This is a genomic window from Ottowia massiliensis (assembly GCF_900240305.1).
GTDB classification, from domain to species: Bacteria; Pseudomonadota; Gammaproteobacteria; order Burkholderiales; family Burkholderiaceae_C; genus Ottowia; species Ottowia massiliensis.
Window position 1 is genome coordinate 1,896,856 of sequence record NZ_LT964854.1, and the last position, 21,222, is coordinate 1,918,077.

The 21,222-nt window shown below is 66.5% G+C and carries 14 protein-coding genes; 9 read left to right on the forward strand and 5 right to left on the reverse strand.

Features of this window, described 5'->3' with window-relative positions; all coding sequences use genetic code 11:
- Both C1720_RS08520 and C1720_RS08525 read left to right on the forward strand, forming a co-directional pair.
- Positions 1-633: a response regulator transcription factor gene (locus tag C1720_RS08520; protein WP_050714754.1), complete on the forward strand. Its 633-nt coding sequence runs from the start codon at positions 1-3 to the stop codon at positions 631-633.
- Between the two features lie 44 nt (positions 634-677).
- Positions 678-1,544 (forward strand): bifunctional 5,10-methylenetetrahydrofolate dehydrogenase/5,10-methenyltetrahydrofolate cyclohydrolase, encoded by an 867-nt coding sequence (locus C1720_RS08525; RefSeq protein ID WP_102283896.1) that lies wholly within the window; start codon positions 678-680, stop codon positions 1,542-1,544.
- A 179-nt stretch (positions 1,545-1,723) separates the two neighbouring features.
- Here C1720_RS08525 and C1720_RS08530 read toward each other — a convergent pair whose 3' ends face one another.
- Both C1720_RS08530 and C1720_RS08535 read right to left on the reverse strand, forming a co-directional pair.
- A complete protein-coding gene (locus C1720_RS08530) occupies positions 1,724-3,097 on the reverse strand; it encodes an MFS transporter (protein ID WP_158241680.1) in 1,374 nt (457 codons plus the stop codon).
- 243 nt (positions 3,098-3,340) lie between these two features.
- Positions 3,341-5,554 carry a TonB-dependent receptor gene (locus tag C1720_RS08535; protein WP_102283898.1) on the reverse strand — a complete coding sequence of 738 codons (2,214 nt, stop codon included), beginning with the start codon at positions 5,552-5,554 and terminating at the stop codon, positions 3,341-3,343.
- Between the two features lie 245 nt (positions 5,555-5,799).
- Between C1720_RS08535 and C1720_RS08540 the strand changes: the two genes are divergently transcribed.
- On the forward strand, positions 5,800-6,801 hold the full coding sequence (locus C1720_RS08540; RefSeq protein WP_158241681.1) for a helix-turn-helix transcriptional regulator: 1,002 nt from the start codon (positions 5,800-5,802) through the stop codon (positions 6,799-6,801).
- A gap of 433 nt (positions 6,802-7,234) precedes the next feature.
- The gene (locus tag C1720_RS08545; RefSeq protein ID WP_102283900.1) at positions 7,235-8,281 is read left to right on the forward strand and encodes a homocysteine S-methyltransferase family protein; all 1,047 of its coding nucleotides are present in this window, start codon (positions 7,235-7,237) and stop codon (positions 8,279-8,281) included.
- Between the two features lie 423 nt (positions 8,282-8,704).
- Here C1720_RS08545 and C1720_RS08550 read toward each other — a convergent pair whose 3' ends face one another.
- The 3 genes from C1720_RS08550 to C1720_RS13030 all read right to left on the reverse strand — a co-directional run bounded on the left by C1720_RS08550 (position 8,705) and on the right by C1720_RS13030 (position 11,227).
- Positions 8,705-9,319 (reverse strand): isochorismatase family protein, encoded by a 615-nt coding sequence (locus C1720_RS08550; protein WP_102283901.1) that lies wholly within the window; start codon positions 9,317-9,319, stop codon positions 8,705-8,707.
- Positions 9,320-9,521: 202 nt separating this feature from the next.
- Positions 9,522-10,832, reverse strand: coding sequence for a glutamate-1-semialdehyde 2,1-aminomutase (gene hemL, locus C1720_RS08555; RefSeq protein ID WP_102283902.1), 1,311 nt, complete (start codon positions 10,830-10,832; stop codon positions 9,522-9,524).
- A gap of 152 nt (positions 10,833-10,984) precedes the next feature.
- Positions 10,985-11,227, reverse strand: coding sequence for a hypothetical protein (locus C1720_RS13030; RefSeq protein WP_146006940.1), 243 nt, complete (start codon positions 11,225-11,227; stop codon positions 10,985-10,987).
- On the opposite strand from C1720_RS13030, the gene C1720_RS08560 reads away from it, so the two are divergent.
- The 5 genes from C1720_RS08560 to C1720_RS08580 all read left to right on the forward strand — a co-directional run bounded on the left by C1720_RS08560 (position 11,226) and on the right by C1720_RS08580 (position 21,200).
- Positions 11,226-11,594, forward strand: a complete 369-nt coding sequence (locus C1720_RS08560; protein ID WP_050714748.1) for a response regulator — start codon at positions 11,226-11,228, stop codon at positions 11,592-11,594. The genes C1720_RS13030 and C1720_RS08560 overlap by 2 nt on opposite strands.
- A gap of 10 nt (positions 11,595-11,604) precedes the next feature.
- Positions 11,605-11,970, forward strand: a complete 366-nt coding sequence (locus C1720_RS08565; protein WP_050716365.1) for a response regulator transcription factor — start codon at positions 11,605-11,607, stop codon at positions 11,968-11,970.
- Positions 11,971-11,976: 6 nt separating this feature from the next.
- Entirely contained in the window at positions 11,977-12,525 is a 549-nt protein-coding gene (locus tag C1720_RS08570; protein WP_050714747.1) for a chemotaxis protein CheW, read from the forward strand.
- Between the two features lie 5 nt (positions 12,526-12,530).
- Positions 12,531-14,765, forward strand: coding sequence for a methyl-accepting chemotaxis protein (locus C1720_RS08575; RefSeq protein ID WP_102283903.1), 2,235 nt, complete (start codon positions 12,531-12,533; stop codon positions 14,763-14,765).
- Between the two features lie 126 nt (positions 14,766-14,891).
- Positions 14,892-21,200: a hybrid sensor histidine kinase/response regulator gene (locus tag C1720_RS08580; protein WP_102283904.1), complete on the forward strand. Its 6,309-nt coding sequence runs from the start codon at positions 14,892-14,894 to the stop codon at positions 21,198-21,200.
- Positions 21,201-21,222: the final 22 nt, after the last annotated feature.

Sequence of the window (21,222 nt, forward strand, 5' to 3'; positions counted from 1 at the left end):
ATGAGCCTGATTCCCCCCAAAGGCGTCGTTTATGTGGTGGATGACGATGACGCCGTGCGCGACTCCGTTCAATGGCTGCTGGAAGGCAAGGGCTACCGCGCCCGCTGCTTTGAATCAGCCGAAGCCTTTCTCAAACGTTACGACCCCCGCGAAGTAGCCTGCCTGCTGGCTGACGTGCGCATGGACGGCATGAGCGGCCTGGAATTGCAGGACAAACTGGCCGAAAGCCACTCGCCCCTGCCCGTGGCCATCATCACCGGCCACGCCGACATCGCCCTGGCCGTGGACGCCATGAAAAAAGGCGCGCTGGACTTCGTGCAAAAGCCCTTTTCCGAAGAGCAGCTGCTGCCCCTGGTCGAACGCCTGCTGGAGCAGGCCCGCGCCTCCTTCGCCCAGCACGCCCAGGCCGCCAACCGCGAAGCCATGCTGGCGCGGCTCACGGGCCGCGAGGCGCAAGTGCTCGAACGCATCGTCGCGGGCCGCCTGAATAAGCAAATAGCCGACGATTTGGGCATCAGCATCAAAACCGTGGAAGCGCACCGCGCCAACATCATGGAAAAACTGCACGCCAACACCGTGGCCGACCTGCTCAAAGTGGCGCTGGGCGCCGACGCCCCCAGCCAGGAGCGCTGAGAACCCGCCTGCACCCTCCTTCGCAACCCTTCATCCGCCTTCCCATGACCGCCCAACTCATCGACGGCAATGCCCTTGCCGCCCAAATCCGCGCCGAAGTCGCCGGCCGCACCGCCGCCCTCAAGGCGCGCGGCATCCAGCCGCACCTGGCCATCATCCTCGTAGGCGACAACCCTGCCAGCCAGGTCTATGTGAAAAGCAAAGCGGCCGACAGCGAGCAAACCGGCCTGAAAGCCACGCTCGAGCGCTACCCGGCCAGCCTGCCCGAAAGCGCGCTGCTGGAGCGCATCGCCGCGCTCAATGCCGATGCCGGCGTGCACGGCATCCTGGTGCAGCTGCCCCTGCCCGCGCACCTGAACGCCAGCCGCGTCATCGAAGCCATTGCCCCGGAAAAAGACGTGGACGGCTTTCACATCGCCAGCGCCGGCGCGCTCATGACCGGCCAGCCCGGCTTTCGCCCCTGCACCCCTTATGGCTGCATGAAGATGCTGCAAAGCATCGGCATGAATGACCTGCGCGGCAAAAACGCCGTCGTCATCGGCCGCAGCAACATCGTCGGCAAGCCCATGGCCCTCATGCTGCTGGCCGCCAACGCCACCGTCACCGTCTGCCACAGCGGCACGGCCAGCCTGGCCGCCTTCACCCGCCAGGCCGATGTGATCGTGGCCGCCGCCGGCCAGCGCAAGGTGCTCACCGCCGACATGGTCAAGCCCGGCGCCGTCGTCATCGACGTCGGCATGAACCGCGACGAAAACGGCAAGCTCTGCGGCGATGTGGACTTTGAAGGCGTCCGGCAAGTCGCCGGCTGGATCACCCCCGTGCCCGGCGGCGTCGGCCCCATGACGCGCGCCATGCTGCTGGTCAACACCATCGAAGCAGCGGAGCGCGCCAGCCAGAGCGCCAGCCGCTGAACCGCCCCAGGCCGGGCAAAAGACCGCTGCAAACGGAAGGAGCAGGCTGCGCCATCTTGCTCCTCAACCAATAGCAATACGTCCTAGTGGAATGGGCGCTGAGCCGCATTTCTGGCCATTCAATTTGCTCCTGTTTTTGAGATTCCAGGGCCAGTCCAGCCCCCACAGGCTCGCCGGTTTCATGCGCATCTGCCGCGTCCGCCTTCGGGCCTGCGGGGCGGGCTGGCTCCGCTTTCGCGGCCCGCCAGCGCCCACGCGCCGCCTGCGCACAGCAAGGCCGCGCTGGCCAGGCACGCGCCGTAGCCCATGCGCTGGGCCAGCCAGCCGGCAGCCAGGCCGGCGGCGGCGGCAATCAGTGCGTCGGCGCTCTGAAACAGGGTGAAATCCACACCCGGCTGCAAGGGCGAAGCGGCCTCCATCAGCGCCGAATACAGCGCCACCCACAGGCACCCGGCAGTGGCAAAGAGCAGCCCCGTAAAGACGGTCAGCGCTGTCACGGCCAGGCTGGCGGGTAAAGCAGCCGGCACGGCAGCGGGCATGGCGGATGGCACGGCGGCTACGGCCATGGCGGTCAGCCCCGCCAGCACGGCGGCCAGTGCCGCCAGCGCCAGCTGCGCCGCGCGCCAGCCGGGAGCCAGCCGCGTGAGCCAGCCGCCCGCCAGCGCGCCCGCCAGGCCTGCCAGCAGGCTGAATGCGCCCAGCACCCAGCCCAGCCGCTCCAGCTCCATGCCCGCATCCAGCAGCAGGGGGCCGGGCAGGCCCATGGCCAGCCGCAGTCCGGCCATGCACAGCGCCACGCGCCACAGGCCCTGCTGCACGGCGGGCCTGCGCAGCGCGTGCAGCAGGCCGGGCCGGTGGGCGGCTGGCCCGCCGTCTGTTTTCGCTGAAGGGCCTGCCGCCGCATCTGCCGCATTCGCCGCGCATGCCGCCTCTGGCCTGGGCGGCTCGCGCACGGCCAGCAGGGGCAGCGAAAGCAGCGCCATCACGCCCGCCGCGCCCGCCAGCGCCAGCGGCCATCCCACGGCTTGCGCCGCCAGCAGAAAGCCGCCGCCGCCCAGCATGGCGCCCACGTAGCCGCCGCCCACTTGCGCCACGTTGCCCCAGCCGCGCTGGCGGCGGGCGAGCTGGTCGATGACAAAGCCGTCACAGGCCACGTCGCCTGCCGATGACACCAGCGCTGCCAGCATGAGCAGCGCCAGCGCCCACGCGCCGCCTGCCAGCGTGAGCGCGCGGCCTTCGCTGGCCAGGCCCGCTGCGCCCATCGTCAGCAAAAGCAGCGCCAGCGCCCATTGCGTGCCCAGCAGCAGCGGGCGGGAACGCCGCTCGCGCCGCCCCGGCGGCAGCCGCAGGCGCTCCACCCATGGCGCCCAGACGAATTTCAGCCCCCAGGGCAGCCACCACAGCGCCGCCAGGCCCACGGCTTGCAGGGAGGCGCCCGCTTCGCGCAGCAGTGCGGGCAGCGCCTGCGTGGTCATGGCCGTCAGCAGCGTCTGGCTGATGTAGATGCCCGCAATGGCAGGCAGCAGCAGATGCAATGGAATGTGTGTGGGCATGGTCTTGGCTTGCACTTTCAAAAAAGGATTCGGAGCGCCGCTTGTGCGCCCCGGCCGGGCGCTGGGCTGCATCAAAAACAGGAGCCAATTCAGCGGGCGAAAAAAGCCGTCTGCCGCAGCTTCCACGGGGAGTGCACGCTATTGGAAAAGGAGCAAATCTGGCGCGCCCCGTGACCCGTTGGCCCGCTGTTGAGCGCGTGAGTTGCGCCGCCTTCGCCGTGCGGCTGGCAGCGGGCCGTCTGCTCAGTACATGAATTCCACCGACACCCCCGCCGCGCGGCCGGCGGCCAGTTGCGCCAGCGGCAAGCCGCCAAAGGTGAAGCCGTAGTTGCGCACGGTTTTGCCCGTGAGGTTGCTGACCCAGGCGCGCACTTGCACGGTGGGCGCGGGCTGCCAGGCCAGGGAGGCGTCCAGCAGCGTGTAGCCGCCCTGGCGCAGGGTGTTGGCGTCGTCAAACCAGTGCGCGCCCACGTAGCGCGCGGCAATTTGCGGGCGCAGCACATGGCGGCCCGCCTGAAAGCGGCCCGTGAGGGTGGCGTTCAGCCCCGCGCGGGGCGTGTGGGGCACGCGCTTGCCCGCGCAAGCGGTGCAGCCTGCGGCGTAGTAGGCGGTGTAGGTGGCGCGATTGACGAAGCCGCCCGCGCCCAGCTGCCAGCGCGGCGACAGCGCCCATTGCGCCTGCGCTTCCACGCCGCTGGAGCGGGCGTGGCCTACGTTGCGCAGCACCTGCTGGCCGATTTCGCTGGTGTATAGCTGCACGTCGCGCGTGCGGATGCGGTAGATGGCAAAGCTGGCCTGCACGCGCGGCGTGTTCAGGCGCACGCCGGCTTCGTAGCTGAGGGCGCGCTCGCGCCTGAAGCCTTGCGTATCCAGCGGGTTGGACGGAGCGAGGTTGTAGCCGGCCGGTTTGTAGCCCTGCGCCACATTCACGTAGCCGCGCCACTGCGGGCTGAACTGCCAGCCGGCGGCCAGGCGGGCCTGCCAGGTGTTTTGCGCCTGCCGCGCCGCGCCCGCGAAGGCCGATGCGCCTGCGCCGCCCGCAAAGCGCGTGCGGCTTTCGTCGCGCGAGAGGCGCACGCCCGCGCCTGCGTCCAGCCGGGGCGTGAGGCGCCATGAGACATCGCCATAGGCGGCCAGCGACTGGCGGTCGTTGCCCGAGCGCGTGGCGGGCATGGAAACGGGCACAGTGGCCATCGTGAACTGGCTGGCGCGCTGCTGCTGCGCGCGCTGGCGGAACAGGCCGAAAACGGCGTCCCACGGGCGCGTGCGCCCCGCTCCATCGCCCGCTTCGCCGCCCAGCGTGGACAGGCGCACTTCCTGCGTGTTCTGCTGCCATTGCTCCGGCTGGCTGGAGTGATAGGGGCCAATGGGAAAGCCCCGCTCGAAATGCAGGCGCTGGCTGCTGGCGGTGGCCGTCAGCCGCCAGCCGTTGCCTGGGCTGCCCCAATCGCGCTGGCCCTGTGCAGCCACGCTGTTGGCGCAGCGGCGCATGTGAAAAAAGCGCCAGGGCGCGGCCACGCGTGCGTCGGCATAGGCCTGGCGGGGGCGGATGTCGGCAAAGGGCACATACACATCTTGCGGGCCGCTCGTGCATTCGCGCGCGGCCCACGCGCTGGCCTCCCAGGGCTGGCCTTGCGGGGCCAGGCGCAGGCGAAAGCGCCCCAGGCCGTCTCGTGCGCCGCCCAGGCGGCTTTGCGCCAGCGCGGCGCTGCTCACATCGCCCGGCGCGCTGCGCTTGCTGACCATGGCCGAGCCATACAGCAGCCCCGGCGACAGCGGCCCCGCCGCCTCGGCCTGCGCCACATGCCCGCCACGGCTGGACAGGCCCGCCAGCAGCGAAAAATAGGGCGCATCGTCCGGCGTGCGCGTGCTCACGTTCAGCACGCCGCCCAGCGCGCTTTGGCCATACAGCGTGCCTTGCGGCCCCTTGAGCAGCTCCACGCGCGCCGCGCCCGCCAGCGACTGCGCCGCCATCACGGGCAGCTGCGGCACGCCATCCACATACACCGTCAGCGCGGGGTTGTAGAAGTCTTGCGCCGAAGTCATGCCCCGCACGGTGAAGATGGGAAACATCACATTGGCGCCGTAGCCCGTGTAAAGCCCCGGCAGCGCCTTGTCCAGCGCCAGCGTGCCGCCCGCGCCCGCATCGCGCAAAGCCTGCTCGTTCGCCACCGCCGCCGCGCCATTGAAGCGCGCCAGCGGCTGCGCCCGCTTGGACGAGGTAATCACCACTTCCGGCAGAGCGTTTTCGCTGGCGGCATGGCCGCCGCTGGCCAAAGCGCCATCCGGGCCGTGATTCACGCCGTGATGCGGGCTGCGATCCGGGCGGTGATACGCGCCGCTTTCCGCGCCGCCAGCTGGCGCGCCAGCCAGCAGCAGGCACGCCGCCGCGCAAGCTGAAACAAGAAAAGGGGCGGCCCCGCCGCGCCGCCAGATGCAGGGTGCTTGTGCGCGCATCCGAAGTCTCCTTGGCAAATGAAATTTTGTTGAGAGTTCCTGTCAATCAAAATCATTGGCCAGCGCCCCTGCGAAAACCGGCGGTTTTCAGCCGCCGCACGCGGTTCCGGGAATTTTTTGCAGGGCGAGACGGCAAGCTGATGGGGCTCCTGAATCCATCGCGTGATGTCCTGATGGAACGGGCGCAAACGCCGTTTTTTTGTTGGTTGAATTTGCTCCCTTTTCTCAATACCGAGGCCTTGCCCATGACGACGACGCGCCCTGTTTTGCGGATGGAATCGCTGCTGCGCCAGCCTGGCTTGCACCTGCCCGAAGAGTGGGCTTGCGGCATGCGGCTGCACGCGCCAGGCACGGGGCTGCGGCTGGCCTGCCTGGATGTGCGCGCCAGCCGCCCATGGGAGTGCGAGGCGGAAGGCCCGCCTGCCACCAGCCTGTGCGTGTTGCTGGAGGGCCGGATGGAAACCGCCTTGCGCGGCGGCCCCATGCTGCGCGCAAGCGGCGGCATGTGCGTTTTCATGCACGGCAGCGGCGCGCGCAATGCAGGCTTTCACTGCATGCACGCGCAGCAGCGCCTGCGGCTGGTGGAGATTCGCCTGACGCCACAGGCGGCGCGGGCGCTCAGGCCCGCGCTGGCCGCGCATTTACCCGGGCATCCGTCTGCGCAAGAGGGCGAGGGCGGCGGCGCTGGCTCCAGCCTGGCGGCAGCGCATGCCCCGGCGGCGCTGCTGCGCGCGGCGCGCGACATCCTGGCCTGTCCGCTGCCAGACGGCGCAGCACGCGCGCTGTGGCTGCGCGCCAAGGCGCTGGAAGCGCTGGCCGTGTTCGCCAGCCAGCCGCCCAGCCCTGCCGCGCAGGCGCCCTGCCACGCGCCGGTCCACGCGGCCGATCTGCCCCGCCTGCGCCGCGCCCATGCCTTGCTGCAACGGCACTGCGGCCAGCCGTGGACGGCCGCCGCGCTGGCGCATGAGGTGGGCCTGAATGAAAAACGGCTGCAAGCGGGCTTTCAGCATCTGTATGGCCAGAGCGTGCACGCGCGCCTGACGCATTGGCGCATGCAAACCGCCCGCGCCCTGCTGGCAGCGGGCCGCCCCGTGGCTGAAGTGGCCTGCGCCGTGGGGTTTGCCAGCGCCAGCCATTTCGGCAAAACCTTCCGCCAGCACGCGGGCGCCGCGCCCAAGGCCTGGGCGCTGGCCAGCGCCCAGCAGGATGAGCGCGAGGCAAGCCGCATAGGCCATTTGCCCGCATGAGCGCTTTGGGTGAGGCCGGGCGCGGCATTGGCCGGGCGGCCTTGACCGAGCTGTTTCACTGATGGTTTCTGATGACGGCCCGCTCCGGCGCGAAGGCGCGCCTGCGGCTTGCGGCAAGGGGCGCTTCCGGAACCGGTTCAGAGTCCGTTTGAGCCAATCCTCGCCGGGCGGCAAACAGCAAGCCCCGTCTGCGCCTTGCAGCCCATCCCGATCCGCGCTGGGCCGACGCTTGAGCACTCTGCAGCGTTGCTGCGCCAGCTTTCTTGCGCGCCCTCACGCCCGCTTGCAGGCAGGAGCATGCCGCTTGGCCCAGCCGCCAGCGTTCGGCGGCGGCAAGGCATGGGCGCGGCTTCGGGCGCAGGCGGCTTCCTAGAATCCGCCCCCTTTGCCTGTTTCCCCGGACCGCTTCCGGTTTTTTCCCCTTGCGCCTGCCATGAACCTGCCCGCCTACACCCGCGCCCAAGACTTGCCTGCCACTTTGAGCAAGCGCCTGGTCATTCTGGATGGGGCCATGGGCACCATGATTCAGCGCTTCAAGCTGGACGAGGCGCAGTACCGGGGCGAGCGCTTCAAAGACTTCGCGCGCGATGTCAAGGGCAACAACGAGCTGCTCTCGCTCACCCGCCCGGATGTGATTGCCGGCATTCACGACAAATACCTGGCCGCCGGCGCCGATCTGATTGAAACCAACACCTTCGGCGCCACCAGCATTGCGCAGGAGGACTACGGCATGGCCGATCTGGCCCGCGAGATGAGCCTGGCCTCTGCCCGGCTGGCGCGCGCCGCGTGCGATCGCCACGCCACGCCCGAACGCCCCCGCTACGTGGCCGGGGCGCTAGGCCCCACGCCGCGCACCGCCAGCATCAGCCCCGACGTGAACGACCCGGGCGCGCGCAACATCACGTTCGAGCAGCTGCGCGCCGCTTATCTGGAGCAGGCGCTGGCGCTGATTGAGGGCGGCGCGGACGTGCTGCTGGTGGAGACCATCTTCGACACGCTCAACGCCAAGGCTGCGCTCTTTGCCATCGAGCAGGCGTTTGACGCCACGGGCGAGCGCCTGCCCGTCATCATCAGCGGCACCGTCACCGACGCCTCGGGCCGCGTGCTCTCGGGGCAGACCGTCACGGCTTTCTGGCACAGCGTGCGCCACGCCCGCCCGCTGGCCGTGGGCCTGAACTGCGCGCTGGGCGCGGCGCTCATGCGCCCCTACATCCAGGAGCTGGCCAAGGCTGCGGCCGACACCTTCATCAGCTGCTACCCCAATGCGGGCCTGCCCAACCCGATGAGCGAAACCGGCTTTGACGAAACGCCGGAAGTCACCAGCCGCCTCGTGCACGAATTTGCCGCCGAAGGGCTGGTGAACATTGTGGGCGGCTGTTGCGGCACCACGCCCGATCACATCAACGCCATTGCCCGCGCCGTCATGCCGCTGGCGCCGCGCGGCGTGCAGGCGGCGCGCTTTTACGCGGCGCAGGCGTGAGAGCCTGCTCTCGGGCAGCGTGGTGAACAGGCCCCAGGCAGGCGTCCGCAGGGGCGCGGCCCCGATCAGCCCATGCGTGAATGGCGGCCCGCAAGAAGAAGCCGCCTTTCAGGCGTGCGGCCTCCGGCTTCTGTTTTACAGCAAAAACAGGAGCGAATTCAAGGCATTGAAAAGTGGCTTCTGCGCAGATTCCACTAGGACGTATTGCTATGTAAAAAGGAGCTGAACAAGGCGGTCTTGCCTTTTGCTTTCATTCCGTCTTCGTTCTGCCTTTGCGGCGCAGAAAAGCGGCGCCCAAGCCGCGCGGCGCTTCAGCTGCACCTGTCTGCCTGGCGCATTGGGCCGTGCCTGCTTTCCATTCACCCGCCCGTTTGCCGCCGTGGGCACGCTTGCCGCCGGGGCCTGTCCGTGGCCAGATGGCGGTTACTTGATCAGGGCCTGCCAGTCGCGGAAATGCGGGTGTTCGGCGCTGCGCAGCCATTCAAAGCCGACCATTTCGGTCGTTGCCAGTTCCGCGCCTGCGGCGGCCAGGCGGTCGTAGGCGGCGTCGCGGTTGCGCTCGGTGCGCGAGGCGCAGGCGTCGGTCACGACCCAGACGTCCCATTCCTCATCCAGCAGCGCCAGGGCTGTTTGCAGCAGGCACACGTGCGCCTCGCAGCCAGCGATGACGATGGAGCTGCGCTGCGGCGCGGGCGGCTCGGCGGGCTTTTGCAGGTGGCGGGGCAGGCTGCGGGCATTGCCGCCGCGCGCGGCGGGCTGGGGCGGGCGCGGCGGGTTGAGCAGGGGCGCGAGTTCGGCTGCGCCGCCAAAGGCGGTTTTGGGTACGGCGCGGTCCAGCAGGCCAGCCAGCTCGGGGGCGCTGCCGCCAAGCTTGGCAGGGCATTGCTCGGTGGCCCAGACGGGCACGCCCAGCAGGCGGGCGAGCTTGGCCAGGCGCACGGCGTTGGTCAGGGCGGCGTCACCCTCGAAAAGCGCGGCCATCAGGCGCGGCTGATAGTCGATGAGCGCCAGTTGGGAGTCAGTGGCTTCAAGCAGCATGGCGGTGGTTCCTCATGGGAAGAAGGGAAAGCGTGTTCAGATGACGGGTTGCAGCGGGGCTGGGCTTTTGCATCAGAAAGAGGAGCAAATTCAAGCCATAGCAAAATGGCTTTCGCGCTCATTCCACTGGGACATCATGCTATTGATACAGGAGCATGCAAAGGGTGGGCGCGGGTTGCGTGCATCGGGGGCTTGTCATGGCTCAAGCCAGCTCGCGGAAGGCGGCGCGGGCGGCTTGCAAGGTGGCGGCAATGTCGTCTTCGCTGTGGGCGGCGCTGACGAAGCTGGCCTCATACAGCGCCGGGGCCACGTAAACGCCGCGCGAGAGCAGGCCGTGGAAAAAGCGGTTGAAGCGCGCGGCGTCGCTTTGCATGACTTCGCGGTAGTTTTGCGGCAGGCGGGGCAGCAGGAAAAAGCCGAACAGGCCGCCTTCGCTGTCGGCGCAAAAGGGTACGCCTAGTTCTTGCGCGGCGGCCCGAAGGCCATCCACCAGCGCGCGGGTGCGGGCCGAGAGGGCTTCGAAAAAGCCGGGCTTGCGGATTTCGCGCAGGGTGGCCAGGCCGCAGGCGGTGGCGATGGGGTTGCCCGAGAGCGTGCCGGCCTGATAGACGGGGCCGAGAGGGGCGAGCTGCTCCATGACATCGCGCTTGCCGCCAAAGGCGGCCAGGGGCATGCCGCCGCCTATGACTTTGCCCATGACGGTGATGTCGGGCGCAAAACCCGCAATGGCCTTGGCGTGCAGGCTTTGCACGCCGCCCAGCGCGGTGCGAAAGCCGGTCATCACTTCGTCATAGATGAGCAGCGCGCCGTATTGGGTGCACAGCTCGCGGCAGCGGCGCACGAAATCAAGGCTGGCGCGCACGAAGTTCATGTTGCCCGCGATGGGTTCGATGATGAGGCAGGCCAGATCGCGCCCGTGCAGGGCAAAGGCTTCTTCCAGCTGGGCGAGGTTGTTGTATTCGAGCACCAGCGTGTGCTGCACCACTTCGGGCGGCACGCCCGCGCTGGTGGGGTTGCCAAAGGTGGCCAGGCCGGAACCGGCCTTGACCAGCAGGGCGTCGGCGTGGCCGTGGTAGCAGCCTTCAAATTTGATGATCTTGCTGCGGCCCGTGGCGCCGCGCGCCAGGCGGATGGCGCTCATGCCCGCTTCAGTGCCCGAGGAGACGAGGCGCACCATGTCCATGCTGGGCATGAGCGAGAGGACTTCTTCGGCCAGCTCCACTTCGCGCTCGGTGGGCGCGCCAAAAGACAGGCCGTCTTGCGCGGCGCGGCGCACGGCTTCCAGCACGGCCGGATGGCCGTGGCCGAGGATCATGGGGCCCCAGGAGCCGATGTAGTCGATGTAGCGCTGGCCATTGGCGTCCCACAGATAGGCGCCCTGCGCGCGCTGGATGAAGCGTGGCGTGCCGCCAACAGCGCGGAAGGCGCGCACCGGGGAATTGACGCCCCCCGGAATGACGCGGCGCGCGCGCTCCATCAGGGCACCATTACGATCGTTTACAGAATTTGTCATGAGAGGCTGGGTAAATGTTCACGCTGGAAAGTTGAGACAAGGCCGCCTGTGTGTTGCAAGTCTGTCACGGCGGCATTGACTTTCTCTCCCAATTTTGCCAGAGCGCCCTTGGACGGCTGCGGCCCGCCCGGGCCATTGGTTTTTGAGATGGCTCAGGTAGAGTGCGTATAACTTATAGATACAATCGTTGCACTCCATGCGACATTGGCATAAGCTTGCACCGTCTCTATGCCCTTTGTTTCATGAGGGCGGCGTGGCTGACTGCCGCATTGAATGGCAGCGGGCAAGCCGCGCGGAGAGCTTTGCTTGTGGGCGGCGCGCCCGCAGGCAGGAGAGAAAACAGACTTTCCGGGTTTGCTTCCCGGCTTGAAAACAGTTTCGAGAAAATCATCCATGAAAGTACTGATCATTGACGATAGCAACACCATCCGCCGCAGCGCCGAGATTTTTCTCAAGCAGGGCGGCCATGAGGTCATGCTGGCCGAAGATGGTTTCGACGCGCTCGCGAAAATCAGCGATTTCCATCCGGATCTGATTTTCTGCGACATTTTGATGCCGCGGCTGGACGGTTACCAGACCTGCGCCATCATCAAGCGCAATGAAAAATTCTCGACCACGCCCGTGATCATGCTGTCTTCCAAGGACGGCGTTTTCGACAAGGCGAGGGGCCGCATGGTGGGGTCGCAGGAGTACCTCACAAAGCCCTTCACAAAAGACCAACTGCTGCAAACCGTGCGGGATTTCACTGGACAAGCCAATTAAGGAGAACATGATGGCCATCCGTAACGTGCTGATCGTGGATGATTCCAAGACCGAACTGATGTTTCTCAGCGAATTGCTGAAGAAAAATGGATTTTCCGTGACAACGGCTGAAAATGCGGAAGATACCTATAAACGCCTGGCCGAGGCCATTCCAGACTTGATTCTGATGGACGTGGTCATGCCCGGACAAAATGGTTTTCAGCTGACGCGCGCCATTACGCGCGATCCGAAGTACGCCAATGTGCCCGTGATCATGTGCACGAGCAAGAACCAGGAAACGGACCGCGTGTGGGGCATGCGCCAGGGCGCGCGCGACTACATCACCAAGCCGGTCAATCAGGCCGAGCTGCTGGCCAAGATCAAGGCGCTGGGATAAGCGGTCATGTCCGACAAACAAGCTTTGCGCGACTTCCAGGGGCGCCTGGCTGAGCGTTTGCAGGCGGCGACTCAGGCCAGCGGCGCAGAAGCCTCGTGGCTGGCCGTGGAAGCTGGTACGGCCCGGCTGCTGTTTCCCCTGGATCACGCGGGGCAGATTTTTCCGTGGTCGGCCATGCAGCCGGTGCCTTACGTGCGCGCGTGGTTCATGGGTGTGACCAACCTGCGCGGCAATCTGTGCGGCGTGGTGGACTTGGCTGCATTCATGGGTACGGCTCCCGCCAAGCCGCGCAGTGAAATGGCGCTGGCCCAGTGCTGGCTGGTGGCCTTCAATCCTTTGCTGGAAACCAATTGCGCCTTGCTGGCGGATCGTCTTTCCGGGCTGCGAACGATGGAAATGTTTACCGAATCAGCGCCCGCGCCCGACGGCGCGCCTGCGTATTTCGGGCATCTCTATACCGACAACCAGGGCGTGCAATGGCAGGAAATCAATTTGCAGGCTCTCTCGCTTGATGCGTCGTTTCTGAGCATCGGCACGACATCTTCTGAAAGCTGAACATCATGGCCTTTTCCGACTTGTTGAAGAAGAAAAATACGGACGCGGACGCATCCGGCGGAAATTCAACCCAAAGCCCCAGCGGCTTTGGCCTTTCGACGACGACCGCCATCATGGAAGGCGAGGGCGCTGCCGCAGGCGCTTCTTCTCCAAAAGATGGCGCTGCGCTGTATCTGTCTGACTCATTCCGGATGCCGGTGCTTGGGCAAGGCACGGCGGAGCGCCATCAGCGCGTGCTGTTCGTTCTGCTGGGGCTTTGCGTGGCCGTGTTGGCCGGCATGGTGGCCTGGACAGTTTTGAGCACGGACAAGGTGGCCAAGCAGGTGTCCGCCACGGGCAATGCGCTGATGCAGTCGCAGCGGCTGGCCAAGTCGGTTTCGCAGGCCGCCGTGGGCAATGCTTCTGCGTTTGCCGAAGTAAAGGAAAGTGCAGACGAGCTGGATGCCTCGGTTGCCGGTTTGCAAAAAGGCAGTGAAACCGTGCCCCGGCTTGGCGCGGGCTATGCGGAAAGCATGAACCAGATCGTGCCTCTGGTGGAGCGCGCCCACAAGAACACGCAGATCGTGCTGGGCCAGGAAAAAACGCTGACGCAGGTGGGCGTTTCCCTGCGCAAGATGAGCAGCAACTCCACGGAGCTGCTGTCCATTGCGGAAAATATTTCTTCTCTCAAATTGCAGGCCAATGCCCCGGCGGCAGAGATGTCGGCCACGGGTCAGCTGGTGATGCTGACGCAGCGCATCAGTAAATCCGCCAATGAGTCGCTCACGCTGGACGGCATCAACCCCGAAGCCGTGTTTCTGCTGGGCAAGGATTTGAATACCTTCAAGGAAATTGCCGAGGGCTTGCTGAACGGCAACGCGGATCTGCGCCTGGCGCCCGCGCGTGATGACCGCGTGCGCGAGAACCTGCAATCGCTGCTGAAGGTTTATGAGCAGACCCGCGCGGATGCCAGCGGCATTCTGGGCAATTTGCAAGGCCTGGTGGCCGCCCGCGAGGCGCAAAACAGCATCGTGGCTGACAGCGAACCCCTGCGCAAGAGCTTGCAGGCGCTGGAAGGCAAACTTTCGTCCACCTCGGGCCTGCGTCCCGAGCACTTGCTGGGAATGATCATTCCAGGCCTGCTGGCCTTGCTGGCTGCGGCCGGGCTGGGCTACGTGCTGCTGCATGAAAGCCGCCAGCGCCAGTCGCTCGCTGAAGAGCAGCGTCATCTGGCCGAACTCCAGCAGCAGGAATCCAAGCGCGTCAATGACGCCAACCAGGCGGCCATCTTGCGGCTGATGAACGAACTGCAAACGGTGGCCGAGGGCGATTTGACGCAGGAAGCCACGGTGACGGAAGACATCACCGGCGCAATTGCCGACTCGGTGAACTACACGGTGGAAGAGCTGCGCTCGCTGGTGGGCAACGTGCAAAGCACGGCTACGCGCGTGGCGCAGACGACGAGCAAGGTGGAAAGCACTTCCAACGAGCTGCTTAACGCCTCCACGCAGCAGCTGCACGAAATCCGTGAAACTGGCCAGTCCGTGCTGGACATGGCGGCCCGCATCAACCACGTTTCAACGCAGGCGCAGGAATCGGCGGCCGTGGCGCGCCAGTCGCTGGTCGCTGCGGAATCGGGCCTGACGGCCGTGCAAAACACAATCGGCGGCATGAACGCCATTCGCGACCAGATTCAGGAAACGTCCAAGCGCATCAAGCGGCTGGGCGAGTCTTCACAGGAAATTGGCGAAATTACCGAGCTGATCGCCGACATTACCGAACAGACCAACGTGCTGGCGCTGAACGCCGCCATTCAGGCCGCTTCCGCTGGTGAAGCAGGCCGGGGCTTTTCCGTGGTGGCTGAAGAAGTGCAGCGACTAGCGGAGCGCTCGGCCGATGCCACGCGCCAGATCGCTTCGCTGGTGAAAGCCATTCAGACCGACACGCAGGACGCGGTGGCCGCCATGGAGCGCTCCACGCAGGGCGTGGTCGAAGGCGCGCGCCTGTCCGACAACGCCGGAACGGCCCTGTCGGAGATCGACAGCGTGTCGCGCCGCCTGGCCGAGCTGATTGAGCGCATTTCCGCCTCGGCTTCCAAAGAGGCGCAGCAGGCCAATGAAGTGGCGCGCAACATCCAGCATATCTTTGCCGTGACGGAGCAAACAGGCGAAGGCACTCGCTCCACAGTGGCGCAGGTGCGCGATTTGACCCGCATGGCGGATGAACTGCGCCAGTCCGTGGCGCGCTTCAAGATTGCCTGATCGCCGGGCCAGAGGAGTCGTCAATTCATTTCCCGGCTGCGGCGGACACGATCCGGCAGCCGGGGCCGCGCCTGATAAGAAGGGCGCGGCCCTCAAAACAGAACAATCTTGGGAGTTCACATCGTCATGGCACTGAACCCGGCTGAGGCCAGCGCAGGGACCCACATCAATACTGGCGACCTTGGGCCGCTGGCATGGGTTCTTGACGAAACCAGAAAATCGCTCGAAGCAGTTACCAAGGCGCTCAGGCGCTTCGTCAGCGATGCGGAAACCGCGCGCGGGGTTGATTTGTCCACCATCGACAGCGGCCCACTGCGCCTGGTGCGCCAGCAGCTGCACCAAGTGGTTGGCGCGCTCGAAATGGTGGGGCAGGACGTGGCGGCGCACATGGTGCGCGGCATGGAGGGCGTTGCCCAGCAGTTTGTCCAGCATCCCGAAAAATGCACGGAAAAGGCTGTATCCGTTGTCGAAAACGCCGGATTCGCCCTGGTTGAGTATCTGGAAGGGCAGCTGGGAGAAAACCCGCGCCCGGCGCTGGGACTGTTCCCCCAGTTTCAGGAAGTGCAGCAGCTGGCGGGCGCTGACCGCATTCACCCGGCAGATTTGTGGCCCGTCAGTTGGCGCTGGGTCAATCCGGCAACTCCGGCGGCCCTGCAAAAACTGCATTACGACACGGCGGTGCGCCAGCGCGTGGATCACGGCACGCTCAAGATCATGAAGACGGCCGATGCCAACGCCGCAGAGGAGCTGTGCGTGGTCAGCCTGGGGCTGGCTGACGGCGAAACGGCGCTGCATCCCGGCATTTTCTGGAAGCTGTCATCGGGCTTTTTCGAGGCATTGGGGCATGGCCTGCTCAAGCCGGACGTGTATATCAAGCGCGCGGCCTCGCGCATTCTGGTTCAGTACACCGCGCTGGCGCGAGGCGAGCGCTCCGTTTCCGAAAGGCTCGCGCAAGACCTGCTGTTTTTCTGCTCGCAAGCCCAGCCGAAGGGCGAAGAAACCCCGGTGCTGAAAGCCGTCCGCGCGGCATGGGGCTTGCAGGACAGCGAGCCTGTCGATTACCAGACAGCCGTCTTCGGCTTGTTTGACCCTTCGGTGCTGGCGCAGGCGCGCCGCCGCATTGACACGCTCAAGGAAGCATGGTCTGGCCTGGCGGGCGGCGATCTGGCGCGGCTCAAGAGCAGCGTGGACCAGTTCGGCCTTGTGGCCGATTCGCTGCGCCGCCTGCACGCGCATGGCAAACCCCTGGCAGACGCCTTTGTTCATGTGGCCCGTCATGTGGCCAAGTCCGCCGCCGTTCCGTCCCCCGACCTGGCGATGGAAGCGGCCACGGCCGTGCTGTTTCTGGAAGCGTCCTTCGTGGATTTCCGCCCTGGCGATACGGTGTTCGCCGCGCGGACGCGGCAGCTTGCTGACCGTCTTGAGGCCATCTTGCATGGCGGCGTGCAGCAGCCTCTGGACTCCTGGATGGAAGAGCTTTACCGCCGCATCAGCGACCGCCAGACGCTGGGCACCGTGGTCAGCGAGCTGCGCGTGACGCTGGGCGAAGTCGAGCAGCAGCTCGATCAGTTCTTCCGCAACGTGACCGACCGCGCGCCATTGAGCACGGCGCTGACGCAGATGGTGCAAATGCGCGGCGTGCTGCTGGTGCTGGGGCTGGATCAGGCAGCGCAGGCCGTGGCGCGCATGCGCGATGTTGTCGAAAACATCACGCAATACGATGGCGAAGACATCCAGCAGGCGCACGCGCAAGACTTCGAACGGCTGGGCAACAGCCTGGGGGCGCTGGGTTTTCTGATCGACATGCTCAGCTACCAGCCCGTGCTGGCGAAAAAGCTGTTCACCCTGGACGAGGAGACGGGCGAGCTGCGCCCTATCATGGGCCGTACTGCGCCGGCCCACCTGCTGCAAAGCGCAGACGAAGCGCCATCGCTGCCAGCTTCGGACGATGATGGCGCGCAGCCCGCCATTGCCGACCTGATCGACGACGTGCGGGCTTCTTCCGAAAGCACCCCGCACACATTGCCGGGCCAACTGGAGCAAATTGCCCTCTCGGCGGCGCTGGATGACAAGACGGCGCTGGCCAATGCCGCCAAGGAGGCTGCGCGCGCCGCGCGCGCCAACGACGCCGAGGGCCTCAAGGGCGCAATGGACAAGCTCACCACCTTGGCCAGCCCCACACCGGCTCCCGTGGCGGCGCCAGCTGCCGCCGAGCCGCAGGTGGATGACGACCTGCTCGACATCTTTCTGGAAGAAGCGCGTGAAGTGATCCAGAACGGCCAGCAGGCCATTCAGGCGCTGGAGCAGCGCTCTGACGACATGGAGCAGCAAACCACGCTGCGCCGCGCCTACCACACGCTCAAGGGCAGCTCCCGCATGGTGGGGCTGAACGAGTTTGGTGAAGCGGCCTGGGCCATGGAGCAGCTCATGAACGCCTGGCTGGCCGAGCAAAAGCCCGCCAGCGCCGAGCTGCGCGCCTTGGCTGCCGAGTCCATGCTGGCTTTCGGCAACTGGGTGGAGGCCATTGCCGCCAAGCAGTCTGGCCATTGGCAGGCCGGGCCTTTCCGCATCAGCGCCGAAGCCATGCGCACCGGGCAGGAGCGTGTTCCGCTGCCTGCCATGCCAGTGGCAGCCGAAGAACCTGCGGCGCAAACGGCAGCTCTCGCAGAAGAAATCATTGACGTTGCTGAAGCGGAGCTGCCTGCCCAGATGGATGCGCCGCTTGAAACTGCGGCCGAGTCTGCGCCTGAACCGGAGGCTGACGCCGTTCCGGCAGATGAACCAGCCACGGCGGAGCCTGCGGCCGCTCTGGGCCTGGCGGATCTCGACCTGCCCGACCTTGCCCTGCCAGAGCTGGCCAATGACGAGGCCGTGCCGCCGGCCATTGAAGCGGAGGCAACCGGAGAACCGCCGGCAGCCGAGCCTGAGCAAGCCCAGACGGTTGAAACCAGCGAGGGCGCTTGCGCAGATGATTTGGCGCTGTTTGAGCCGCCCCCGGAAGAATCGCCCGCGCCTGAAATCATCGAAATCGACAGCCTGCTGCCTGATCTGGAACTGGGCGGCCAGGGGCAAGAAGCGGGAACGCCAGAAACGGAGCTGCCGCCCGTTGAAGACTTCGCCCCCGATACGCTGATTGCCATTGAAGAAGCGGATGACGTGGATTGGTCTGATTTCGGCTTCACGCAAGAAGAGCAGCAGCCGCAGCCAGTGGAGTCCGGTGCAGACGCCGCAGCGGCGCAGGAACAAGTGGCCGAGCCGGTTCAGGACCCGGCCGGGCAGCCCGCTGCCGCAGGCGAAGGCCAGGCAGCCCCGCAAGAAGAGGCCAGCGCCGAAGACCTGCCCGTGGTCATTGGCCCCCTGAGCATCAGCCGGCCGCTGTACAACGTGTATTTGAGCGAGGCCGATCCGTGGTCACGCAGCCTGGTGGAAGAGTTGGACACTTGGGCCAGCCATCCCAACCAGACGGTGCCTGAGCGCGCCATTGCCTGCGCGCACTCTTTGGCGGGCGCGTCGGCCACAGTGGGGTTTGAAAGCCTCTCCGTCTTTGCGCGTGCTGCCGAACACGCCATGCAGCGCCTGCATGGCCAGTTGCAGGGTTCGGCCCATCAGGTTCGCACTTTGCAGGCTGCCGCCGCTGAAATTTCGCGTGTGCTGCACCAGTTCGCTGCGGGCGCGCTGCAAGAACCCGGCTCGGCCTTGCTGGCGGACATCAATGGCTTGGAGCCTGAAGGCCAGACGATCATTGCGCTGCCGCCCGAAACAATGCCTGCCACACTGCCGGCTCCGGTTGAAGAAGCGCCTGCGCCCGTTGCCCAGCCGGTCCAGCCAGCCGCTTTTGCTTCGCCTGCGGCTGTCAGCCCGGCCGCGCCTTCGCACGCGCACGCGCCTGCCGTGTTTTCCTATGTGGCCGAGCCTTCCGTTCCGGCTGCAGCTGCCGCTTCGCGCACCACGGTCCAGATTACCGATGCGCCCACGCACCCCGTGGCCGACGGCATTGACGTGCAGGACGCCATCGACGAAGACCTCTTTCCCATCTTTGAAGAAGAAGCCGAGGAGCTGCTGCCCCGCCTGGGCGAAGCCCTGCGCGAATGGACGGAAAACCCCACGGATGCCAGCGTGCGCGCCCGCGTGCAGCGCGGCCTGCACACGCTCAAGGGCAGCGCCCGCCTGGCTGGCGCGCTGGTGCTGGGCGAAATGGCGCACCGCACCGAATCGGCCATTGAGCAGCTGGGCGCCGTTGAAAACCTGAAGCAGGCGGACGTGGAGCCGCTGCTCGAATACCTGGACGAGCTGGAAAACACCTTCATCCGCTTGCAGGCGCAGGCGGCTGGCGAGGCCTACGAGCCGCAGGCGCACCAGCAGCCAAGGCCCGCTGCCGCGCCTGCGGCCATGCCTCCGGTTCAGGTGTCCGTGGCTCCGGCGGCAGCGCCCGCCTTAGCCGCGCCTGCCCCAAGCGCCGCGCGGGCAGCTGCAGCGCCCGCGCCGCAGGCCAAGGCGCCCGCTCAGCCAGCCGTGCCGGCCCAGCGCCCCGCCAGCGGCAAGGTGGCGCCGCCCGCGCCGCTTTCGCTGACGGCTTCGCGCGCGGCGGCCAATCAGGCAGTGCGCGTGCGCTCGCAATTGCTGGACCGCCTGGTCAATCAGGCCGGCGAGGTGATGACCTCCCGCGTGCGGCTGGAAGCGGCGCTGGGCCTGTTGCGCAACTCGCTGGGCGACCTCACCGGCAACCTCGACCGCCTGCGCCAGCAGCTGCGCGACGTGGAGCTGCAAGCCGAAACCCAGATGCAGTCGCGCCTGGCGCTCACCAAGGACGCCCAGCAAAACTTCGACCCGCTGGAGTTCGACCGTTTCACCCGCATGCAGGAACTCACCCGCATGATGGCCGAGTCCGTGAACGACGTGGCCACCGTGCAGCGCACCTTGCAGCGCGCGCTCGACTCCAGCGAAGACGATCTGGTGGCGCAGGCGCGCCAGTCGCGCGAACTCCAGCGCGATCTGCTGCGCACGCGCATGGTGGAGTTCGAAGGCATCTCCGAGCGCCTGTACCGCGTGGTGCGCCAGGCCGCCAAGGAAACCGGCAAGTCCGTCAAGCTCGAAATCACCGGCGGCTCCATTGAAATGGACCGAGGCATTCTGGATCGCATGACGCCCGCCTTCGAGCACCTCTTGCGCAACTGCGTGGTGCACGGCATTGAGCAGGCCGCCGTGCGCGCCAGCCGGGGCAAGGAAGCCACCGGCACCATCTCCATTGACGTGAGCCAGTCCGGCAACGACGTGTCCGTGGCCTTCCACGACGACGGCGGCGGGCTGGATGCCGCGCGCATCTGCGCCCGCGCCGTCGAGCGCGGCCTCATCAAGGCCGGCCAGCAGCTCAGCAATGAGGAAATCGCCAGCCTCATCTTCGCGCCCGGCTTTACCACCATGTCGCAGGTCACGGAGCTGGCGGGCCGTGGCGTGGGCATGGACGTGGTCCGCACCGAAATCCAGGCGCTGGGCGGCCGCATCGAAACCACTTTCACCGAAGGCAAAGGCTCCACCTTCCGCCTCGTCATGCCGCTGACCACCGCCGTCACCCACGTGGTGATGGTGCGCGCGGGAGCGCTGTCCATTGGCGTGCCTTCCAACCAGGTGGACATCATTCACCGCGCCGGCCCCGAAGTGCTCCAGCAGGCCTACGAAAACGGCACTTTCATGCACGAAGGCCAGGCGCTGCACTTCTATTGGGCAGGCGCGCTGCTGCAAAACTCTCCGCGCAGCACCGAGCCGCCTTCGCGCAGCACGCCCGTGGTCATCTTCCGAAGCGCCGACCAGCGCATTGCCGTGCACGTGGACGAAGTGCTGGGCAACCAGGAAGTGGTTGTGAAGGGCCTGGGGCGCCAGCTCTCGCGCCTGCCCGGCCTGGTGGCCGTTACCGCGCTGGCTTCCGGCGCCGTGGCGCTCATCTACAACCTCGTGGCGCTGGCCACGGTGTACGGCGCGCAGGCCAAGGCTTTCAGCGCAAAGGGCGCAAAGGGCAGCGAAGACAAGAAGGCGGCCGCCGCGCAGTCCGGCATTCCGCTCGTGCTGGTGGTGGACGACTCCATCACCGTGCGCCGCGTCACCCAGCGCCTGCTCCAGCGCGAGGGCTACCGCGTTGCCCTCGCGGCCGACGGCCTGCAAGGGCTGGAGCGCCTGCGCGAAGAACGCCCGGCCGTGGTGCTCTCCGACATCGAGATGCCGCGCATGGACGGCTTTGACTTCGTGCGCAACATCCGCGCCGACGCCAGCCTGAAAGACCTGCCGGTCATCATGATCACCTCGCGCATCGCCGAAAAGCACCGCGACCACGCCGAAGAGCTGGGCGTGAACCACTACCTGGGCAAGCCCTATTCGGAAGACGACCTGCTGCATCTCATCAAGGAATACGCCTTGGTGACAACGCCCGCCGAGGGCGCTTGACTGCGGGCCGCCCGCAGCCCGC

Bases quoted from the DNA above. Each gene is read 5' to 3' on its own strand.
- C1720_RS08525 (WP_102283896.1), top strand. From the start codon at position 678: ATGACCGCCCAACTCATCGACGGCAATGCCCTTGCCGCCCAAATCCGC.
- C1720_RS08520 (WP_050714754.1), top strand. From the start codon at position 1: ATGAGCCTGATTCCCCCCAAAGGCGTCGTTTATGTGGTGGATGACGAT.
- C1720_RS13030 (WP_146006940.1), bottom strand. From the start codon at position 11,227: ATGGATGATTTTCTCGAAACTGTTTTCAAGCCGGGAAGCAAACCCGGA.
- C1720_RS08575 (WP_102283903.1), top strand. From the start codon at position 12,531: ATGGCCTTTTCCGACTTGTTGAAGAAGAAAAATACGGACGCGGACGCA.
- C1720_RS08550 (WP_102283901.1), bottom strand. From the start codon at position 9,319: ATGCTGCTTGAAGCCACTGACTCCCAACTGGCGCTCATCGACTATCAG.
- C1720_RS08535 (WP_102283898.1), bottom strand. From the start codon at position 5,554: ATGCGCGCACAAGCACCCTGCATCTGGCGGCGCGGCGGGGCCGCCCCT.
- C1720_RS08540 (WP_158241681.1), top strand. From the start codon at position 5,800: ATGACGACGACGCGCCCTGTTTTGCGGATGGAATCGCTGCTGCGCCAG.
- C1720_RS08570 (WP_050714747.1), top strand. From the start codon at position 11,977: ATGTCCGACAAACAAGCTTTGCGCGACTTCCAGGGGCGCCTGGCTGAG.
- C1720_RS08580 (WP_102283904.1), top strand. From the start codon at position 14,892: ATGGCACTGAACCCGGCTGAGGCCAGCGCAGGGACCCACATCAATACT.
- hemL (WP_102283902.1), bottom strand. From the start codon at position 10,832: ATGACAAATTCTGTAAACGATCGTAATGGTGCCCTGATGGAGCGCGCG.
- C1720_RS08565 (WP_050716365.1), top strand. From the start codon at position 11,605: ATGGCCATCCGTAACGTGCTGATCGTGGATGATTCCAAGACCGAACTG.
- C1720_RS08530 (WP_158241680.1), bottom strand. From the start codon at position 3,097: ATGCCCACACACATTCCATTGCATCTGCTGCTGCCTGCCATTGCGGGC.
- C1720_RS08545 (WP_102283900.1), top strand. From the start codon at position 7,235: ATGAACCTGCCCGCCTACACCCGCGCCCAAGACTTGCCTGCCACTTTG.
- C1720_RS08560 (WP_050714748.1), top strand. From the start codon at position 11,226: ATGAAAGTACTGATCATTGACGATAGCAACACCATCCGCCGCAGCGCC.